This is a genomic window from Streptomyces sp. NPDC004732 (assembly GCF_040609235.1).
GTDB lineage: Bacteria > Actinomycetota > Actinomycetes > Streptomycetales > Streptomycetaceae > Streptomyces.
The window spans coordinates 44,472-63,674 of the sequence record NZ_JBEXJR010000006.1; the positions used below are offsets into that span (position 1 = coordinate 44,472).

Below are 19,203 nucleotides of genomic sequence, written 5' to 3' on the forward strand. Positions count from 1 at the left end.
AAGCCGAATGCCCGGCCCCCCGTCGTGGGGAGGCCGGGCATTCGGCTGTCCTGGCGGGCGCGCTCAGCGCCCGCCGCGCGAGCCGGGCGGCAGGGCCGCGGGGAACTGGTGGTGGCCCGTGGCGTGGTGCTCGTACTGCCCGTAGCGGGACACGTGGAACTGCCCGTAGCGGGGGTCGTGCCGCCCGTCGACGCGGTGCTGGATGCCGTACGGCCCCGGACCGAAGGCGGTGAATCCCAGGTCCTCCTCGCCGCTCCGGTCGCCCGGCAGGGCCCTGAAGGCCCTGAGGTACTCCGAGTACAGCGCGTCGTAGATGGGTGTGGCCGAGTGGCTGCCCGTCGAGTCCTGCGCGGTGCGCATGGACGGGATGGGGCTCTGGTACGCCGGCCGGTGGCGGGGGGAGGGGTCGTATGGATGCACGTATGTGCCAACGAAACGGGCGCCGTGCGGATGCGGGGGCCGCGCCGCTTTCCCCGTCCGGCAGGAGTGTGACCGGCGCATTCGGGGTCCGGGGCGGCCCTCGCCGACCAGCGGCCGCTCAGGTCCCGGCGAGCGGCAGCGAGCTCGCGACGAGGCGGCCGTGGGTCGCCGCCTTGTCCAGCGCGTCCCGCAGCATGTCCTCGCGCGGCTGCCGTCCGATGGAGCCGACGGGGGCCGCGAAGAGCAGCACGGTCTGGGTCTTGTTGGCCGCGGTCCGCCAGTCCTCGGTGACCTGGAGCGGGTGGTGCGCCTGCCACCAGGCGACGGGGGAGCTGCCGGTGGCGCCGGGCTGCAGGATGGCGTGCAGCTGGCCCATGGCGAGCAGCACCGACCAGCCGGGCAGCGCGGGCGGCACGGAGTCGAGCGAGGTGACGGGCATGAAGCCCTGCTCGATCAGGAGCGGCAGGAACTCGTCGCCGCCGCCGCTCTGGGCGGCGCCGGGGCGGGCGATGGCCCCGGTCGGCTCGACGACCAGGGCGGGGCGCAGCTCGCCCTCGATCAGGACGAGACCGCTGGTCACGCCGAGCACGGCCTGGCTCGGCGCGTCGGACGACGCGGAGCCGTCGTCGCCGGTGATCGAACGGACGGCGCCCTGCAGCTGCTCCTCGGAGACCGTGACGATCTGGGAGGGCAGGCAGGTGGCGTGGGCGAAGGCGAGCACGGCCGTCTCGTCGCCGACGAACAGGACGGTGCTGGTGCGCTCCTGTTCCGCGTCGCCCGGGGTGCGGCAGGACGTGCAGTCGTAGCTGCCCGGGGTGTTGTCTCCGGCGAGCAGCCGGTCGGCTTCTTCGTCGCCGATCTCGGCGCGTACGTCGTCGCTGACGTCCAGCATGCGCGGCACGGGTGGCTCCTCGGGATCGTCATCTGGGGTGCATGGGGAGGTTGTGGCGGGCCGGACGGTGTCCGGCTCTTAAGACTCAACGGCGGATCAGTGGCGCAGGTCACGCACGAAGACGAACGGAATCGAACCATCCGCAGCGGAGGGTGAATCGGGCGGCGGAATCTGTCACTCCGCGCCAACAAGTGCTGAGTGCACGGAGGTTGGAGTGGTGAGCTGAGTCACAGATCACTGAGGGGCGCGGTCACTAAATCCGGATATCGGCGAATGAAGTGGGTGGCCGAAACTCGCCGATACCGCGGGTAACGCCCAACTGGCCTGGAATGACAAGGACTTGGTTGATACGGGACGGGAGGACTTCTAGATTCCACCGCCGTGTGCAGCGAGCACCGCTCGGGTACGTCCGCCGGTCGCACCAGCCAGCTCAAGCACCGACACCGGCGGGCGGGGCCGGACGGACCCCAGGCGCCGGATGCGTGAGGGGCCCGTACGGCCAGGGGGAGCCCGGGTCCTGCGAGAGGGAAATTCATGTCCGCACGTCCCAGGAACACGCGCACCATGGCAGTGATCGGAGGGGCCGCACTCCTGGCCCCGCTCGGCCTGCTTGCCGCGACCGGCCAGGCCGGTGCCGCGGACAGCGGAGTGTGGGACCGCATCGCACGGTGCGAGAGCGGCGGAAACTGGCAGATCAACTCGGGCAACGGCTACTACGGCGGACTGCAGTTCTCCGCCGGTACGTGGCGTGCGTACGGCGGTGGGGCCTATGCGCCGACCGCCGACAGGGCGTCGAAGGCGCAGCAGATCGCCGTCGCCGCCAAGGTGCAGCGAGCGCAGGGGTGGGGCGCGTGGCCCAGCTGTTCGGCGCGGGCCGGTGCGTACGGCGGCGCGCCGTCCGCCGCGGCGCCGGTGCCGAAGGCCGTGAAGCCCGCGCCCAGGGCGGCGAAGCCCGCACCCAAGGCGGTCGGGCAGCGGCCCGGCGCCACCGCGTACCGCTCCGACCGGGGCGCCTCGCGCGGCGCTCCCGGCAACTACACCGTCCGGCAGGGCGACACCCTCAGCCGCATCGCGGCCCGGCACGGAACCAGCTGGCAGCGGGTGTACGCGGCCAATCAGCGGGTCATCGGCGGTGACCCGGACGTGATCGTGCCGGGGCAGCGGCTGAGCGTCTGATCCGATCGTCCGACCGGGTGGGGGTCGGCTCCGCGGCGGCGCGGCACGCCACGGGCCCGCCGCGGAGCCGCCTAGCGTGACCCGATGCACCCGAAGTCGATCAAGCGTGTCCGGTCCGTATCGCTGGGGTCTCTGGTCGTCGGCGCGGTCCTCGCGGCGGTGGCGCTGCCGTCGGGCACCGCGTCCGCGGCTCCGCCGCAGCCGTCGGGCACCGTTTCCAGGCCGTACGACTGCTCCTTGGACAAGGGGCCGTGGCACTGCCTCGCCGAGTGCGAGAGCAATGGCCGATGGCAGACGAACACGGGCAACGGCTTCTACGGAGGACTGCAGTTCTGGCAGCCCACCTGGGAGGAGCACGGCGGGCTCAAGTACGCGCCGCGCGCCGATCTCGCCACCCGGGAGGAGCAGATCAAGGTCGCCGAGAGGGTGTTGCGCACCCAGGGCTGGGGCGCCTGGCCCGTCTGCTCCAAGGAAGTGCGCATCGAGCGGTTCGACCGCCGCGTCCACAAGGTGAAGCCGGGGGAGACGCTCAGCTCGATCGCGCGCCGCTACGACGTGAAGGGAGGCTGGCAGGCCCTGTACAAGGCCAACCGCGACAAGGTCGGGAGCCGCCCCGAACGGCTCGGCGTCGGCACGCTCCTCGTCATCCCGGGGCGTACCGCGACCGGCCAGACCCGAGCTCTCCCGGCTCTCCGCTGAACACGACCGCGCCCCGGCGCAGTTCGTGCACGACCGCCGTCCGGCCCGCGCCCTCCCGCAGGCCGGGCGGCAGCCGCTGTTCGGCCAGGACCACACAGGCGTCGAGCCCGGCGAGGAGTGCGTAGGTCCGTGCCGCGACGGCGGGTGACATGCCCTGGGTCGGCTCATCCGCGAGGATGATCCCGGCGTCCGACAGCAGGGCCCTGGAGAGGGCCAGCATGCGCTGCTCGCCTCCCGAGAGGGTGCCCGCGCAGCGGTGCAGCAGGGGGCGCAGCTCGGGGTAGGCGTCCAGCGCGCGTGCGCAGTCGCCCGCGGTGTGTGCGAGGCCCAGGTTCTCCGCGACGGTGAGGGAGGGGAATACCGCACCGCGGTCCGGTACGAAACAGAGGCCGTCCGCGGCCCGTTCATGGGCCGGACGGCGCGTGATGTCCCGCCCGTCGCGGACGACCGAGCCCGCGGAGAGGGGGACCGTGCCTGCCAGGGCGCGCAGGGCCGTGGTCCGCCCGGCGCCGTTGCGGCCGAGGAGGACGGTGAGGGCGGTGGCGGGGGCTGCCAGCGTGATGCCGTGCAGGGCCTCCAGGGGGCCGTAGTGGACGCGGGCGCCGCGCAGTTCGATGCCGTGCACTCAGGGGGCCCCTTCCAGCACCTGGCCCGCGGGGCCTGTCGTCACGATGCGGCCCGCCGCCATCACGTGCACGGTGTCGGCGAGGCCCGCGACCAGGTCGAGGTCGTGCTCGACGACGAGGAGCGCCATGCCGTCGGCCGCGAGGGCATGCAACAGCGCGGCGAGCGCCGCCACTTCGGACGCGTCCAGGCCCGCGGCAGGCTCGTCCAGGAGGAGGGTGTGGGGGCCGCCCGCGAGGGCTCTCGCCAGTTCCGTGCGTCTGAGGGTGCCGGTGGAGAGGCCGGTCGCGGGCCGGGCGCGAAGGGCCGTCAGATCCAGGAGCCGGAGAGCCCGGGCGGCGGCGTCCCGGGTGTTCCCTCTTCCTCTTCTTCTTCCTCCTCCTCTTCCTCCCTGTTCCGCTCCCACCCGGACGTTCTCCGCGACCGTCAGCGACGGAAAGACCGCCAGTTGCTGGAAGGTGCGGGCCGTGCCGGTACGGGTGCGGGCGTGCGCGGGCAGCGCGGTGATGTCCCTGGAGCCGAGGGTGATGCGCCCGGCGGAGGGGCGGAGGGTGCCTGCCAGACAGTGGAAGAGGGTGCTCTTGCCCGCGCCGTTGGGGCCCACCACGGCGGTGATGCGGCCCGGGAGGACGCTGAGGCTCACGCCGTCCAGGGCGGTGAAGCCGCCGTAGGCGAGGGTGATGTGGTGGGCGGTGAGGGTGGGGTGGGGCTTTCTTGGTTCGGCTTGCCCGGTGCGGGGCCTGGCCGGTGGGGGAGCCACCCGCCGGGGCGGTGGCGGACCGTGCACGAGGCCGACTCCGCCCGTGATCGCCAGGGACGCGCGGGCCCTCTCGCCCGCGGCGGTGAGGCGCGGGGTGCGGCGGAGTCTGCGGGTGGCGGCGCGCAGCGCGTCGTACGGGCCGCCGGGGAAGCGGCCGATCAGGACCGCGAGGAGACCGATCACGGCGGCCGCCACACCGCCGCGCGTTCCCGCGTCCAGGCCGACCAGGAGGGCCGCCGCGGCCAGGGCGCCGAGGACGCTGTCCGAGCCGAGGACCACGATCGCGGCGAACCACAGCAGACCGCGGACGGGGTCGTACGCCCCCGTGTCGAACGCCCGTTGACCCAGCGCGAGCATGCCGCCGCCGAGTGCCGCGAGCGCCGCCCCGGTGACGAACGCGCCGAGTTTGAGCGCCGGGACCGGCACCCCCGCCGCCGCCGCGCCCGCCTCGTGGTCCCGCAGCGCCGCGAGCGCCCGCCCCGTACGGCCCCGGCGCAACGCCGTGACCAGGACCGACGCCCCGGCCAGCAGGACGAGTTCGAGTACGTAGTACGCGCGGTCGCCCGAGAAGCCCGCGGGGCGGTCCAGGGTCAGGCCCGACGTCGCGTACGGCTGGGTGAAGACGAAGCGGCTGACGCCCACGCCGACCGCGAACGTCGCGAGCGCCAGGGCCAGGCCGTGGCGGCTGATCGCGGGCCAGCCGGTGAGCAGTCCCAGGGGTGCGACGAGGAGGACCGCCACGGCCAGGGCGGGGAGGTGCGGGAGTTCGGGGAGGCCGGGGAAACGGCCTGCCGCGATGAGGGCCGTGAAGAGGGCGCCGAGGCCCGCGTACGCCGCCTGGCCGAGCGAGATCTGGCCGCCCCGGCCCGTGACGATCACCAGCGAGAGCAGGATCACCGCGAGGGCAGGGACCTGGACCGCGGTCGTCAGGTCCGGGCCCGCGAAGCCGAGCGGCAGGAGGAAGAGCACCGCCGCCACGATCCAGGCGCCCGAAGGCGTCGGGACGCGGGCCGTCGCGGTGCGGGGCAGCGCGTCCTTGGTGCCGACGCCCGGCAGGATCAGCGCCGCGACCAGCAGGGCGATCACGAAGAGGTTCGCGCTCGCGGTCTGCAGGAGCTGCTCGGTCCGGCCCCCGGGGTGCAGGCGCGTCAGCTGGCTCTGTGCCACGCCAAGGCCGAGGGCGACCGCCACGGCGACGGGCAGGCTCCGCATCCCGGCCACCACGGCCACCGCCACCACTTCCATGACCAGCAGCGGCATGCCGTACGGATCGAGACGTACGAAGGGGGCGAGCAGGACGCCCGTGAGGCCCGCGGTGAACGAACCGAAGGCCCAGCCCGCCGCGGCCACCCGGTCCGCGTCGATGCCGGAGAGCACGGCGAGGCCGCGGTTGTCGACGACCGCGCGCAGCTCGCCGCCGAAGCGGGTCCAGCGGGTCAGCGCGGCCACCGCGAGCGCGAGGGCGACGGCCGCGCCCAGCTGGGCCCAGGGGTCGGCGGAGAGCAGCTCGGGCGCGTCGTCACGGGCGCCCGGGCCCCAGAGGAGGGCCGCCCCGCCGACGAGCAGGACGAACAGGCCGATCGAGGCGACCAGGGTCTGCGCCGGATCGCCCCCGGAGCCGGTCCCCTGGGCGGACCCCCACCCGCGCACCGCCAGCGGACGGAAGACCGCGCGGTCGAGGAGCAGGCCGATGCCGGGCGCGACCAGGAGCAGGGTGACCGCAGCGGCCAGGGGGAGCGGCCAGTGCCACTCGACCGTCAGCTGGCGCAGGACGTAGGCGCAGAGCATGGCGATCGCGCCGTGGGCGAAGTTGAGGACGCCGGTCGCGCGGTACGTGACGATCAGTCCGATGCCGGTGAGGGCGGCCGCGCTGCCGACCGAGAGCCCGGCCAGCGTGAGGTCGTAGCTCAGGGACGCCACCGGGTCAGTGCTCCGGGGCCGACGTGGGGCCGGACGGCGGACCGTCGGGTTCCGGGGGGCGCCGTGGTTCGCAGATGGGGCAGGGGGCGAGGGCCTGGGCCGACAGGACCGTGGCGTCGGCGGGGACCGCCTCCGGTTTCCCCGCGACCAGCGGGCAGTCCGCGCGGTGCCAGAGCGTTCCGCCGGGGACCATGAGGGGCGTGCCGCCGCCCGCCGCGGGGCCCTGGGCCCGCTCCCCGGCCGCCACGGGCTCCGTCGCCACCAGCAGTCCGTACAGCTCCTCGACGCGCGCCGCCGCCAGGACGCTCCTGCCGTGGGTGAGCAGCAGCGCGCCCGTGACGATCAGCGCGGCGCCCGGCACCGTGCAGGACGCGAGGTAGGGCAGCTGCCGCTCGGCGAACCGTTCCCCGGAGATGCCGTACCAGCCGATGACGCAGAGCACCGCGCCCGCGGCGAGCGACGCGAAGGCGGCCCACAGCATGGGGTGCACGGCGCGCAGGCGTGCGGAGCCGGACGCACCGGCCGTCCGAGCTGTCCGATCCGCCCGCATCGAGGCCCCCTGGGACACGTCGTCGGTCACATCAGTAACGTCGGTGGGCTGTCCATGTCAGCCGATGGATTGCACTATGCCTTCTGGAAGCTGACCCTGAAAGCTCCGGGCCCGCACGGCCCGGACCGATACCCGGTGGTGAGCCAGATGGTTCTCGGGAGCAGCCCAAGGCGGGGGACGTACCACGGGCGGGGCAGGGCGCGGAGCGCGGCGCTGGCGGCCGCCGCGGTCCTGCTGATCGGACCGGCCGTCGCGGCCTGCGGCGACGACAGCGGAGGCGGGGACGGAGCCACGCCGCCCGAGCCGTCCATGGAGAAGACCACGGACCCGGCAGAGAAGGACGGCTCCGCATCCGCGTCCGCCCCCGCCGACCCGGCGGCCGCGAAGAAAGAGGTCACGGAGAACTGGGAGAAGTTCTTCGACCCGAAGACGTCGCTGAAGGAGAAGGAGACCGTCCTGGAGAACGGCGCCGGGATGCGCGACGTTCTGGAGAGCTTCAGCGGTGACAAGCGGGGCCAGCAGGTCGCGGCGGACGTGACGAAGGTCGAGTTCGGCTCGGCGACGGAGGCCGACGTGACGTACGCGCTGACCCTGAAGGGCGCCACCGCGCTGCCCGACGCCTCGGGCACGTCCGTCAACGAGGACGACACCTGGAAGGTCTCCGTCAAGACCCTCTGCGCCCTGGTGAAGCTGAGCGGAAATGCGTCGCCCGGTCCGGGCTGCTGAAACGCTGCTCGTCGTCGCGGCCCTGATGGCGGGCGCCGCCTGCGGGAGCCGCCTGCCCGAGAGCGACTTCGAGCGGCGTGGCACGGCGTCTGCCCCCGCGGGGGGAGCGCCGGTCAGGGTCGGCATCATCACCAGCGCGACCAGTCCGGTCGGCGGGGCCGCGTTCACCGGGCCGCGCGACGGGGCCCGCGCCTATTTCGACCGGCTGAACGCGCACGGCGGCATCGGGGGCCGCAAGGTCGAGGTGCGCACCTGCGACGACGGCGGCAGCGGCGTCGGCAACAACGACTGCGTGCGCAAGCTCGTCGAGGAGCAGAAGGTCGTCGCGCTCGTCGCCACGGCCTCCCTGGACTACGCGGGCGCGGCCCGTGTCTCGCGCGTGGGCGTGCCCGACATCGGGGGACAGCCCATCGGCCCGGCGTACGACACGTACCCGCATCTCTACGGGATCTACGGCAGCCTCGCCCCGCGCAACGGCACGCCGGGCTGGGACGGCAAGCTGTACGGCGGGACCGAGGTCTACCGCTACTTCAAACGGGAGCAGGGCGCGCGGACCGCGGCCGTCGTCTCCTACAACCAGGCCGCGTCCGCCGCGTACGCACGGCTCGTCACCCGGGGCCTCAAGGCCGAGGGCTACAAGGTGGTCACCGAACAGGTCGACTTCGCCCTGCCCAACTTCCGGGCCGCCGCGGCCGACCTCAAGGAGCAGGGCGCCGACCTGGTCTTCGACGCGATGGACACCCACGGCAACGCCCGGCTGTGCGAGGCGATGGACGACGTCGGCGCGAAGGTCACCGCCAAGGTCACCAACGTGCAGAACTGGACCTCGACCGTCGGCGACGACTACAAGGACGCGCCCCGCTGCCGCAACGCCCTGTGGGCCACCGGGTCGAGCAGGAACTACGAGGACACCGATCACCCGGCCGTACGCGAGTTTCGCGCGGCCCTGCGCGGCAAGGCGCTCTCCCAGTGGGAACTGGAGGGCTGGGCCGCCGCCATGTGGTTCACCGACGCCGCGAAGTCCTGCCTGAGCGGCAGCGGCGGGGAGGTCACGCGCGCGTGCGTGGACCGCTTCATGGGGCGGGGCGAGCCGTACTCCGCGCGGGGGCTGCTGGTGCCCGTGACGTTCGAGCGGCGGCCGGAGCCGCCGGGGACGCGCCGGACGTGTGTGTCCGTTGCACGCTGGCGGGACGGTGACGGCTGGGTCACTCAAGGGGGCGACATGAACGACAACTGCTTCGTCGTCCCTCAGCTCGCCTACCAGCCTTGATGCACGCCATCGCAAAAAGGTTCCCATCCTTGGCTACCGATCACGCATCCGTTCGGGAACAGGATGGTGAGGAAACCCAACCCTTGGCCAGGAATCCCCGTCTAACCCTGCGGTAGGCGGACGAGGGGGACTGTCCGCAAGGAAGCGCGGAATACGGGGACGCATGCACATCTCTTTCCTTATTCACAACGCGTACGGAATCGGAGGGACGATCCGGACGACGTACAACCTGGCGAACACGCTGGCCCAGCAGCATGATGTCGAGGTTGTATCCGTCTTCCGGCACCGCGACGAGCCTGTCTTCGCGCCTGACCAGCGCGTCCGACTGCGCCACCTCGTCGACCTGCGCAAGGGCACCGCCGGGTACGAGGGCGAAGACCCCGAGCACCTGCGCCCCGCCCGTACGTTCCCCAGCGCCGAAGGACGCTACGAGCAGTACAGCGCCCTCACCGACCGGCGCATCGCCGACCACCTCACCGGGACCGACGCGGACGTCGTCATCGGCACCCGGCCCGGGCTCAACGTGCACCTCGCCCGCCAGACCGCGCGCGGCCCGCTGCGCGTCGGCCAGGAGCACCTCACGCTCGACAGCCACAGCAAGGAACTCCGCCGCCAGCTGCGCAGCGTCTACCCGCGCCTCGACGTCCTGACCACGACGACCGAGGCCGACGCCCGCGCGTACACCCGCAAGATGCGGCTGCCCGGCGTACACGTCCAAGCCGTGCCTAACCCCGTGCCCGCACCCGGCATCGAGCCCGCCGACGGCTCCCACAAGTGGGTCGTGGCGGCGGGCAGGCTCGCCCCGGTCAAGCGGTACGACCTGCTGATCAGGGCCTTCGACAAGGTGCGGCGCGAGCGCCCCGACTGGCGGCTGCGGATCTACGGCGGCGGCAAGCAGAAGGACAAGCTGCGCGCCCTGATCGACGAGCTCGGCCTGTACAACCACGTCTTCCTGATGGGCCCCGCCCACCCGATCGAGCCCGAGTGGGCCAAGGGCTCCATCGCCGCCGTCACCTCCAGCCTGGAGTCCTTCGGCATGACGATCGTCGAGGCGATGCGCTGCGGACTGCCCGTGGTCGCCACCGACTGCCCGCACGGACCCGGCGAAATCATCGACAACGGTGTCGACGGGCGGCTCGTCGAGGTGGGCAACGCCGACGCCATCGCGGGCGGGCTGCTCGAACTGATCAACAACGACTCGCTCCGGCAGCGGATGGCGGGCGCGGCGCTCCAGGACTCCGAGCGCTTCGACCCGGAACGCATCGCCGAGCGCTACGACGACATGTTCACCGGGATGCTCGCCCGGGGCAGCTCGCTCGGGGGCCGGATGCGCGGCTCCCTGCACCGCACACGAGGCGCGCTGCTCGGGGGCGCGTACGCCGTGCGGGATCTCGGCCGCGCACAGACGAAGGGATCGACCGCATGACGGCCTTGGCCACCTCGCAGGCGTCGCACGCCGGAGACGACCAGGAGGCGTCGGAGGCGCCACGTGCCGACTGCATCGCGGACTCCGCCGGGGGACTCACGTTCGACGTCACGGACCCCAGCGAGCCGGGCACGGAGGAGGTGGCCCACCTCCTGCTGCGCCTGCGCGACGCCGACGCCGACTCCGCCGAGGACGTCGTGCGGCTGCCGCTCACCCCGTCAGGTGACGGACGGCTGCGGGCCGCGCTGCCCAGCAGCGTCGAGCTCGCCGAGGGCCGCTGGAACGCGTACGCGCAGGTCGCGGGCGGTGAGCCGCGGCGCCTGATGCCGGGCGTGAACGACCTGCGCTCGCTGGTCGACCGCGCGCCGAGCGGCAGCCGCGGCCATGTCGCGGTGCGCATCCCGTACGCGACGAAGCAGGGCAACCTCTCGGTGCGCAGCTGGCGGCGCGCGCCGCACGCGGAGACCGGCGAGCTGGAGATCACCGGCACCGCCATGACCGTGCAGGGCCGGGTGTACGGCACCGCGCTCACCGACGCCGCGTACGTCGAGGCGGTCCGGCGCGACGAGCCGGAGCGCGTCCTGCGGGTCGACATCACCGCCGAGGGACCGGCGTTCTCCTTCGCGCTGCGGTACGGCCCGCTCGCCGACAGCGGGGCGGGCCCCTGGGACCTGTGGCTGCTGCCTGCCGGTGAGAGCGGTCCGCGGGTGCGCCTCGCCCGGCTCCTGGACGACGTCCCGGACAAGAAGGCGATCTTCACGTATCCGGTCGTGCCGTGCGCGACGGAGGAGCACGGCACGCTGGAGGCGGGCCCGTACTACACGCTCGACAACGACCTGTCCGTGCGGGTCCGCGAGACGACGCGGTAACGCCCCGTCCGGCTGACACCGAGGACAGCGGCTGTCCTCGATCACCGGCACAATCACGTCCATGTTGGAGACCTCGGCACGACTGCTCCGCCTGCTCTCCCTGCTGCAGGCCCACCGCGACTGGTCCGGCGCGGACCTCGCCGACCGGCTCGGCGTCACCCCGCGCACGGTCCGTCGCGACGTGGACCGGCTGCGCGAGCTCGGCTACCCCGTGAACGCCAGCCCCGGCACCGGTGGCGGCTACCAGCTCGGCGCGGGGGCCGAACTGCCGCCGCTGCTCCTGGACGACGACGAGGCGGTCGCGGTCGCCGTCGGGCTGCGGACCGCCGCCGGGCAGGGCATCGAGGGCATCGGCGAGACCTCGGTCCGCGCGCTCTCCAAGCTCGAACAGGTGCTGCCGAACCGGCTGCGCCGCCGCGTCGGCGCCCTGAACGCGTTCACCGTGCCGATGCTGCGCGCCCCGCAGCCACAGGGCGTCGACCCGGCGGTCCTCACCGAACTCGCCGACCTCTGCAGGGACTCGGAGCGCCTCCGCTTCGACTACCGCGACCACGAGGGCAGTGCGACCCGCAGGGCGGTGGAGCCGCACCGCCTGGTCTGCACCGAGCGCCGCTGGTACCTCGTGGCCTGGGACCTCGACCGCGAGGACTGGCGTACGTTCCGCGCGGACCGCGTCGAACCGAGGCCGCCGCACGGCCCGCGCTTCACCCCGCGCACCCCACCGGCCGACGACCTCGCCGCCTACGTCCAGCAGGGCGTCTCCACGCGCGCGTACGCCGCACAAGCGGTGGTCAGGCTCTTCGTGCCGATGGCGGAGGCGGCCCAGCGGATCGCGCCCGCCGACGGCACCCTGGAGGCCGAGACCGCGGAGACCTGCCTGCTGCGCACGGGCGCGACGAGCCTGGACGTGATGGTCTTCCACGTGCTGTTCATGGGCATGGAGTTCGAGGTCGTCGAGCCCGCCGGACTCACCGAACGGATCGCGGCGTCCAGGGACCTGCTCAGCCGGGCCCTGGACCGGGGTGCTCCGTCTGCGGATCCTCCGGCGCCTGCTCCGGCTCCTGAGCCGCGTACGCCGCGTACTCGGGATGGTGCAGATCGAACGCCGGGGACTCCGAGCGGATCCGGGGCAGCGTGACGAAGTTGTGCCGCGGGGGCGGGCACGAGGTCGCCCACTCCAGGGAGCGGCCGAAGCCCCAGGGGTCGTCGACCTCGACCTTCTTGCCGTACTTCGCGGTTCTCCAGACGTTGTAGAGGAACGGCAGCGTGGAGAGGCCGAGCAGGAACGCCCCGATGGACGAGATGGTGTTGAGCACCGTGAAGCCGTCCGCCGCCAGGTAGTCGGCGTACCGCCGCGGCATGCCCTCGGCGCCCAGCCAGTGCTGGACGAGGAACGTCGTGTGGAAGCCCACGAAGAGCGTCCAGAAGTGCATCTTCCCGAGCCGTTCGTCGAGCATCTTGCCGGTCAGCTTCGGCCACCAGAAGTAGAAGCCGCCGAAGGTCGCGAAGACGACGGTGCCGAACACGACGTAGTGGAAGTGCGCGACGACGAAGTACGTGTCGGTGACGTGGAAGTCGATGGGCGGCGAGGCGAGCAGGACGCCGGTGAGGCCGCCGAAGAGGAAGCTCACCAGGAAGCCGACCGCCCACAGCATGGGCGTCTCGAAGGACAGCGAGCCCTTGAGCATCGTGCCCGTCCAGTTGAAGAACTTCACGCCCGTGGGGACGGCGATGAGGAAGGACATGAAGGAGAAGAACGGCAGCAGGACCGCGCCGGTGGCGAACATGTGGTGCGCCCAGACGACCACCGAGAGACCGGTGATGGCCGTCGTCGCGCCGACCAGCGGCAGATAGCCGAAGATCGGCTTCCGGCTGAAGACGGGGATGATCTCCGTGATGATGCCGAAGAACGGCAGCGCGATGATGTAGACCTCGGGATGCCCGAAGAACCAGAAGAGGTGCTGCCAGAGCAGCGCGCCGCCGTTCTCCGGGGCGAAGACGAGCGAGCCGAACTGCCGGTCCGCCTCCAGGACGAGCAGCGCGGCGGCGAGCACGGGGAACGCGATCAGCACCAGGATCGACGTGAAGAGCACGTTCCAGGTGAAGATGGGCATGCGGAACATCGTCATGCCGGGCGCCCGCATCCCGATGATGGTGGTCAGGAAGTTCACCGAGCCGAGGATCGTGCCGAAGCCGGAGAGCGCGAGCCCCATGATCCACAGGTCGGCGCCGACGCCGGGCGACCGCTCCATGCTGTTGAGCGGGGCGTACGCGAACCAGCCGAACGCGGCGGGCCCGCTCGGCACCAGGAGCGAGCCGAGGACCATCAGGCCGCCGAAGAGGAACAGCCAGTACGAGAGCATGTTCAGCCGCGGGAAGGCGACGTCGGGCGAGCCGATCTGCAGCGGCATGATCTCGTTGGCGAACCCCGCGAACGTGGGCGTCGCGAAGAGCAGCAGCATGATCGTGCCGTGGATGGTGAAGGCCTGGTTGAACTCCTCGTTGCTCATCAGCTGCAGCCCGGGACGGGCCAGTTCGGCCCGCATCAGCAGGGCGAGGACCCCGGCGAACAGGAAGAAGACGAACGACGTGATCAGGTAGAGGTGACCGATCTTCTTGTGGTCCGTGGTGGTCAGCCAGTCCACGATGATCCGGCCGGGGCGCCGATCCCGCACCGGTCGTTCGGCCGCCCGTGCCGTTTCGGTCCCCATCGCCCGCCCCTTCGCCCTCGCGTCCCGGGCCCGCCCGAAGCCTGTTCGAAGCCCACCCATGATGCTCGCGTCGCCCCGGCTCCGACAGGGGGCGTGCCGGAATGGCGAATTCCCCCACGCTTCGTCACCTCCCGCGCGACGGCCGGGATTCGGAAATGCGGGGGGTCCCCTTAAAGAGTCGCGATCCTATTCGGACCAGTATTTTCCGGGAGTGGGGAAGAACCCTTCCGAGTGACGTGAGGACACCCGTGAATTACGTCGGTACAAGTACGGAACCGCCCGTACGTGTGATGGAGTTCGACCGAAACGCACGTCGTGATCCTGTGACAAAAGCGTGACCGGAGAGGTACCGGTGACCCATGGTGTACGCCTCCCGGCCTTCCCCGCCGGGGCCGTGCCGCCTAACGTGGCGGGCATGGCACCTATCCCGACCCCTCCCGCAGAACCCCAGGACAGCCCGGACGGTTACGTCGGCCTGCAGGCCGACGGCGCCGAGCGACAGGCGCGCGAGCGCGGCTGGTCCACCGTCAGGTCGTTGCAGCCGGGCGCGATGATCACGATGGAGTACCTCGCGGGGCGGCTCAACTTCGAGGTCAAGGACGGCGTGGTGGCGCGCTGCTGGAAGGGCTGAGGCGCGCCCCTGCCGTACAGCAGAAGGCCCCGGTTCCGACACGGAACCGGGGCCTTCGCGGTGCGGGGGATGGGCTGTGCGTACCGGCCCCCGCCGCTCGTGGGTCAGCCGCCCGCCACCGGGCGGGCCGACGGGGTGCCGCGCGACACGCGGTCGGGGTGCGGCGGGCGGCGGCTGCCCGCCGGGGTGACCGGGGTCCGCTCGGAGCGGGCCGTGTGCGGTCCGGGCGCCAGGTAGGCCGAGGGGCGTGCGCCGCGGGCGGCCGCGACCGGCTCGCGCGACGGCGCGTCCCCGTCGGGGGCGGAGCGCTGCGGGACCATTGCGGCGGCGCCGACCGGCGAGGGCTCCGGCACCGTGATGATGCCGGTGCGGCGGGCCCGCCAGGCCTCGCGGACGCTGAAGATCACGGCTTCGACCCGGGCGATCAGCGACTCGCACCAGGGCAGCGCGAGCAGGATGAGCAGGCCCGCGGCCCAGCCGAGGAAGACGTCGCTCAGCCAGTGCGTACCGAGGTAGACGGTGGTGAGGCCGACGCTCAGCGAGACCACTGCGGACAGGGCCGACAGATAGCGGCGGGTCCGTGGGGTGGAGGCGAGGTAGGCCAGGATTCCCCAGGTCACGACGGCGTTGGCGGTGTGGCCTGAAGGGAATATATCGCCGCCGAGCCACATCTCGTTCGAGCCGATGGCGGTCGCGTAGTGCGGGCCGAGGCGGCCCATGCCGATCTTGGCGGCGCCCACGGTGATGTTGAGCAGGAGGAGGGCGGCGCCGAACATGAGGAGCGGGCGCAGCGTGTGCTGCCGCCAGGAGCGCCAGCCGAGCCAGGCCGCGACCATCACGGCCGTGGGGCCGCGCTGGCCGAGCACGACCCAGTAGTCCAGGAAGGCGTGGATCTCCGGCCACTGCTGGTAGGGCCGGAAGAACATGACCTGCCAGTCGAACCGCACCAGCCACGAGGTGACGAGCACGGCGACGACGATGGCCAGGTAGAAGGCCAGGGTCGCGCTGAAGAGCACGACCCTGTGCCGGCTCATCCTCGGCACATCGAGGTGGGCCGGTCGTTCCGGCTCACGGTCCAGCCGGGCGAAGACCCGGTCAAGACGGGTGAGGTTTCGTTCGGTACGCACCCAATCGACGTTACAGCGAGTGAGTGCGGCACTAGGCCGAATCAGTGGCTTTGTGATGACGATGTGATGTGGGATTGATCTCAGGACGGGGTTTATTCCCGAGTTTTGTTTATTCCGCACCGACCGCCTTACGCAATTGGTTGATCATTTCCGGCGCAGTTTTATACCCCTTATGAATTCGTTCACCGGGTCCTGGTGCGGAATTTCCCGTTCGATCACCGAAGGGCATGGAAATGATCATGACGGGATCAGGGCGGGCCCGAGCCGTGCAGCCAGAACGCCCCGTAGACCGCGCTCGCCACGGCCACCACCCCGAGGACCGCCGCCGACCTGGACGTACGCAGCCGGGCGAGCGCCACCGCGACCGGCAGCAGCAGCGGGAAGGCGGGCATCAGGAGCCGCGGCTTCGAGCCGAAGTAACCGGCCGCACAGAGGGCGAGCACGACGACGATCCCGCAGTAGACGAGCAGCGGCAGGGGCTGCTTGCGGCGTACGCACAGGACGTACAGCCAGACGACCAGGCCGACACCGACGATGAGGCCGAGGCCCGCGAGGGCGCCGGGGACCGAGGTGAACTTCTCCCCGATGAAGCGCACGAAGGCATAGCCGAAGTCGAAGCCGTTGCCCCAGCCCGCCTGCACGTCGAGATAGCCGAAGAGGCCGCCGCCGGTGCGGTGGCCGACCCAGAGCACATAAGCCGCGGCGCCCAGCGGGGCCAGGACCACGCCGAGGAGCATGCGCAGGTCCGTCCGCCGCTCCCGGTACATCTGCACGGCCGCCGCCGCCCAGATCGCGGCGACCACCGCCGCGCCCACCGGCCGGGTCAGCCCCGCGAAGGAGGCGAGCACGCCCGCCGTCACCCAGCGCCCCCTGAGCACCGCGTACAGCGACCAGGCGGCGAGCGCGGTGAACAGGGACTCGCTGTACGCCATCGACTGCACGATGCCGACCGGCAGCACCGCCCACAGCGCGGCCGCGCAGATCCCGGCCCGGCGCCCGTAGAGACGGTCGGCGATCGCGAAGATCCCGGCGGCGGCGAAGAGCGACGCGAGCCAGCTCACCACCAGACCCGCGTCGGCGTACGACAGGGGGCTGACCGCCGAGACGAGCCGCTCCAGCCAGGGCAGCAGCGGGAAGAACGCGAGGTTCGAGTGGACGCTGCCGTCCGGGAGCGTCACTTCCCAGCCGTATCCGTGCTCGGCGACGCGGGTGTACCAGAGCGAGTCCCAGCGGGCGGTCAGCAGCGTGTGCGGGCTCTTGCCCGCCGCCGCGCCCCAGACCGCGAGCACGGCGACGCCCAGCGCACGCACCCCGGCGTACACGAGGAGCGCCGGCGCCGCGCGGCGGAGCGCATGGCCCGCCGGGGGTGGCGAAAGACGTTGATCAAGATCGGTCACGAGCCCGATTATCGGCCGTAGGGGGAACCGGGCGCCGCCGTGGGGCGTGGTCGAAGGTCAGGGGCGTGGCGCACGCCACATCACATCCGTACAACCGTGAGAGGTCCGCCACGCGTCACGGGCGAGGTCTCGCGTACTCTGACGGCTCACTCGCCTTGTCCGTGGAGCCGGAGCAGGGAGTTCACATCCCGCAGGCCGCCGATGCGAGGGACCACTGGGAGGTACGCACATGTCCGGGACGACCACGGCCGCAGCACCGCAGGGCCGTCGGGGATCCGGGGCCGGTGCCGGGGCCAACCGCTGGGTCGTGCTCGTCGTCCTCTGCGTCAGCCTGCTGCTCGTCGCCGTCGACGCCACCGTGCTGCACGTCGCGGTGCCCGCGGTCACCGAGGACCTGAAGCCCGGCGCCATGGAACTGCTGTGGATCGTCGACATCTATCCACTGGTCTGCGCCGCACTCCTCATCCTCTTCGGCACGCTCGGCGACCGCGTCGGCCGCAGACGCGTCCTCCTCCTCGGATACGCCCTCTTCGGCGTCGCCTCGGCGATCGCGGCCCTCGCGGACAACGCGCAGGTGCTCATCGCGGCCCGCGCCCTGCTCGGCGTCGGCGGCGCGATGATCATGCCCGCGACCCTGTCGATCCTGCGCCAGGTCTTCCCCGACCGGCGTGAGCGGGCCGTCGCCATCGGCCTCTGGAGCGCGGTGGCCGCGGTGGGCGCGGCGGTCGGGCCGCTGCTCGGCGGGTTCCTCCTGGAGCACTTCTGGTGGGGCTCGGTCTTCCTGATAAACATCCCGCTGATGCTGATCAGCCTGCCCATCGGCCGCTGGCTGCTGCCCGAGTCGACCGGTGACAGGAACGGGCCGTGGGACGTGGTCGGCGCGCTGATGGCCGCGGCCGGGCTCTTCGGCCTCGTCCTCGCGGTGAAGCGGCTCGGCAGCGGGGAGGACCCGCTCGGCCTCACGACCCTGCTCGCCCTCGGCGGCGGTGGCGCCCTGCTCGTCGGCTTCGTGCGCAGACAGCGGCGGCGCACGCACCCGCTGGTCGACCTGTCGATGTTCGCGCGGCCCGCGTTCAGCACGTCGGTCGGCTGCATCGTCCTCGCGATGCTCGCCCTCGTGGGGCTCGAGCTGATCGCCGCGCAGTACCTCCAGCTGGTGCTCGGCCTCTCCCCGCTGGAGACGGGGCTGCGGCTGCTGCCCCTCACCATCGCCGCGATGGCCGCGGGCCTCGCGGGTTCGAAGATGCTCAGCCGCCTGGGGCCGCGCGCGATGGTCTGCGCGGGCTTCTGCCTGACCGCGTTCGCCGTGGTGCTGCTCACCGGCATGGGCGGCCACGCCAACGACGTGCTGCTCCTCATCGGCTTCGTACTGCTCGGCTTCGGCCTGGAGACCACGCTCTTCGGTGCGTACGAGTCGATGCTGAGCGAGGCGCCGCTGTCCCAGGCGGGCGGTGCGGCGGCGATCGGCGAGACCTCCTACCAGCTGGGTGCGGGCATCGGCATCGCGCTGCTCGGCAGCGTCATGAACGCGGCGTACGCGCCGGGGCTCTCCTCGGTACACGGGGTGTCGGCGGCGGACAGCGCCGCGGCGGGGCACTCGCTCGGCGAGGCGTACGAGGTCGCTTCGCGGGTCGGGGGCGGGGCGGGGGAGGCGCTGCGTAGTGCGGCGCGGGACTCCTTTGTGCATGGGCTGCATGTGACTCTGCTCGTCAGCGCGGGGCTGTTGCTGCTCGGGGCGGTCGCGGCGTTGAAGCTGCCGCGGGGGATGGAGTGTGGGGCGCCTGCGTCTGCGCCTGCGGCGCGGGCTGAGCAGGGGGTGCCTGCGCCTCGTGACCCTGCGCGGGTCGGTGCCGGGTCGTCCGTGGACGTCTGACCCCCTCGGGTGCGGGTTGTCTGTGGCTGGTCGCGCAGTTCCCCGCGCCCCTGACGGGGCCCTGGTGGGGGTCGGCGTGCTCTGGACGTGGGGGACACTGCGTCGTAACGTCAGCGCGAGCCGTAGCTAACT

At 72.2% G+C, this 19,203-nt stretch carries 16 protein-coding genes and 1 pseudogene; 9 read left to right on the forward strand and 8 right to left on the reverse strand.

What is annotated here, in order from left to right:
• Positions 1 to 63: 63 nt before the first annotated feature.
• Both ABZV77_RS18860 and ABZV77_RS18865 read right to left on the reverse strand, forming a co-directional pair.
• Positions 64 to 360 carry a hypothetical protein gene (locus tag ABZV77_RS18860; protein ID WP_356257778.1) on the reverse strand — a complete coding sequence of 99 codons (297 nt, stop codon included), beginning with the start codon at positions 358 to 360 and terminating at the stop codon, positions 64 to 66.
• A gap of 178 nt (positions 361 to 538) precedes the next feature.
• Positions 539 to 1,321, reverse strand: coding sequence for a hypothetical protein (locus ABZV77_RS18865; RefSeq protein WP_356257781.1), 783 nt, complete (start codon positions 1,319 to 1,321; stop codon positions 539 to 541).
• Positions 1,322 to 1,846: 525 nt separating this feature from the next.
• On the opposite strand from ABZV77_RS18865, the gene ABZV77_RS18870 reads away from it, so the two are divergent.
• Both ABZV77_RS18870 and ABZV77_RS18875 read left to right on the forward strand, forming a co-directional pair.
• Positions 1,847 to 2,488 (forward strand): transglycosylase family protein, encoded by a 642-nt coding sequence (locus ABZV77_RS18870; protein WP_356257783.1) that lies wholly within the window; start codon positions 1,847 to 1,849, stop codon positions 2,486 to 2,488.
• 84 nt (positions 2,489 to 2,572) lie between these two features.
• Positions 2,573 to 3,187, forward strand: a complete 615-nt coding sequence (locus ABZV77_RS18875) for a transglycosylase family protein (protein ID WP_356257785.1) — start codon at positions 2,573 to 2,575, stop codon at positions 3,185 to 3,187.
• Here ABZV77_RS18875 and ABZV77_RS18880 read toward each other — a convergent pair.
• From ABZV77_RS18880 to ABZV77_RS18890, 3 genes are read right to left on the reverse strand one after another with little or no spacing between them, the layout of a single operon-like run.
• Positions 3,132 to 3,812: an ATP-binding cassette domain-containing protein gene (locus tag ABZV77_RS18880; RefSeq protein ID WP_356257787.1), complete on the reverse strand. Its 681-nt coding sequence runs from the start codon at positions 3,810 to 3,812 to the stop codon at positions 3,132 to 3,134. The genes ABZV77_RS18875 and ABZV77_RS18880 overlap by 56 nt on opposite strands.
• Positions 3,813 to 6,491 (reverse strand): ATP-binding cassette domain-containing protein, encoded by a 2,679-nt coding sequence (locus ABZV77_RS18885; protein ID WP_356257790.1) that lies wholly within the window; start codon positions 6,489 to 6,491, stop codon positions 3,813 to 3,815.
• A 4-nt stretch (positions 6,492 to 6,495) separates the two neighbouring features.
• Positions 6,496 to 7,041: a hypothetical protein gene (locus ABZV77_RS18890; protein ID WP_356258973.1), complete on the reverse strand. Its 546-nt coding sequence runs from the start codon at positions 7,039 to 7,041 to the stop codon at positions 6,496 to 6,498.
• Between the two features lie 147 nt (positions 7,042 to 7,188).
• Between ABZV77_RS18890 and ABZV77_RS18895 the strand changes: the two genes are divergently transcribed.
• The 5 genes from ABZV77_RS18895 to ABZV77_RS18915 all read left to right on the forward strand — a co-directional run bounded on the left by ABZV77_RS18895 (position 7,189) and on the right by ABZV77_RS18915 (position 12,470).
• On the forward strand, positions 7,189 to 7,767 hold the full coding sequence (locus ABZV77_RS18895) for a hypothetical protein (protein ID WP_356257792.1): 579 nt from the start codon (positions 7,189 to 7,191) through the stop codon (positions 7,765 to 7,767).
• Complete coding sequence (locus ABZV77_RS18900) at positions 7,742 to 9,037, forward strand: ABC transporter substrate-binding protein (RefSeq protein ID WP_356257794.1); 1,296 nt, start codon at positions 7,742 to 7,744, stop codon at positions 9,035 to 9,037. The genes ABZV77_RS18895 and ABZV77_RS18900 overlap by 26 nt, the downstream gene beginning before the upstream one ends.
• A gap of 163 nt (positions 9,038 to 9,200) precedes the next feature.
• The gene (locus tag ABZV77_RS18905; protein ID WP_356257796.1) at positions 9,201 to 10,463 is read left to right on the forward strand and encodes a glycosyltransferase family 4 protein; all 1,263 of its coding nucleotides are present in this window, start codon (positions 9,201 to 9,203) and stop codon (positions 10,461 to 10,463) included.
• Positions 10,460 to 11,332, forward strand: a complete 873-nt coding sequence (locus ABZV77_RS18910) for a hypothetical protein (RefSeq protein ID WP_356257799.1) — start codon at positions 10,460 to 10,462, stop codon at positions 11,330 to 11,332. The genes ABZV77_RS18905 and ABZV77_RS18910 overlap by 4 nt, the downstream gene beginning before the upstream one ends.
• Positions 11,333 to 11,393: 61 nt before the next feature.
• Positions 11,394 to 12,470, forward strand: coding sequence for a YafY family protein (locus tag ABZV77_RS18915; RefSeq protein ID WP_356257802.1), 1,077 nt, complete (start codon positions 11,394 to 11,396; stop codon positions 12,468 to 12,470).
• Here ABZV77_RS18915 and ctaD read toward each other — a convergent pair.
• Positions 12,403 to 14,043 (reverse strand): annotated as a pseudogene (gene ctaD / locus ABZV77_RS18920) (cytochrome c oxidase subunit I); the annotation flags it as partial. The gene ABZV77_RS18915 and the pseudogene ctaD overlap by 68 nt on opposite strands.
• 415 nt (positions 14,044 to 14,458) lie before the next feature.
• Here ctaD and ABZV77_RS18925 point away from each other — a divergent pair.
• Entirely contained in the window at positions 14,459 to 14,674 is a 216-nt protein-coding gene (locus tag ABZV77_RS18925; RefSeq protein WP_356257804.1) for an I78 family peptidase inhibitor, read from the forward strand.
• Between the two features lie 104 nt (positions 14,675 to 14,778).
• Here the strand turns inward: ABZV77_RS18925 and ABZV77_RS18930 are convergent, their stop codons facing one another.
• Positions 14,779 to 15,801 (reverse strand): phosphatase PAP2 family protein, encoded by a 1,023-nt coding sequence (locus ABZV77_RS18930; RefSeq protein WP_356257806.1) that lies wholly within the window; start codon positions 15,799 to 15,801, stop codon positions 14,779 to 14,781.
• A 248-nt stretch (positions 15,802 to 16,049) separates the two neighbouring features.
• The gene (locus ABZV77_RS18935) at positions 16,050 to 17,198 is read right to left on the reverse strand and encodes a mannosyltransferase family protein (protein WP_356257809.1); all 1,149 of its coding nucleotides are present in this window, start codon (positions 17,196 to 17,198) and stop codon (positions 16,050 to 16,052) included.
• Positions 17,199 to 17,427: 229 nt separating this feature from the next.
• Between ABZV77_RS18935 and ABZV77_RS18940 the strand changes: the two genes are divergently transcribed.
• Entirely contained in the window at positions 17,428 to 19,071 is a 1,644-nt protein-coding gene (locus ABZV77_RS18940; RefSeq protein WP_356257812.1) for an MFS transporter, read from the forward strand.
• The last annotated feature ends 132 nt before the right edge of the window (positions 19,072 to 19,203 follow it).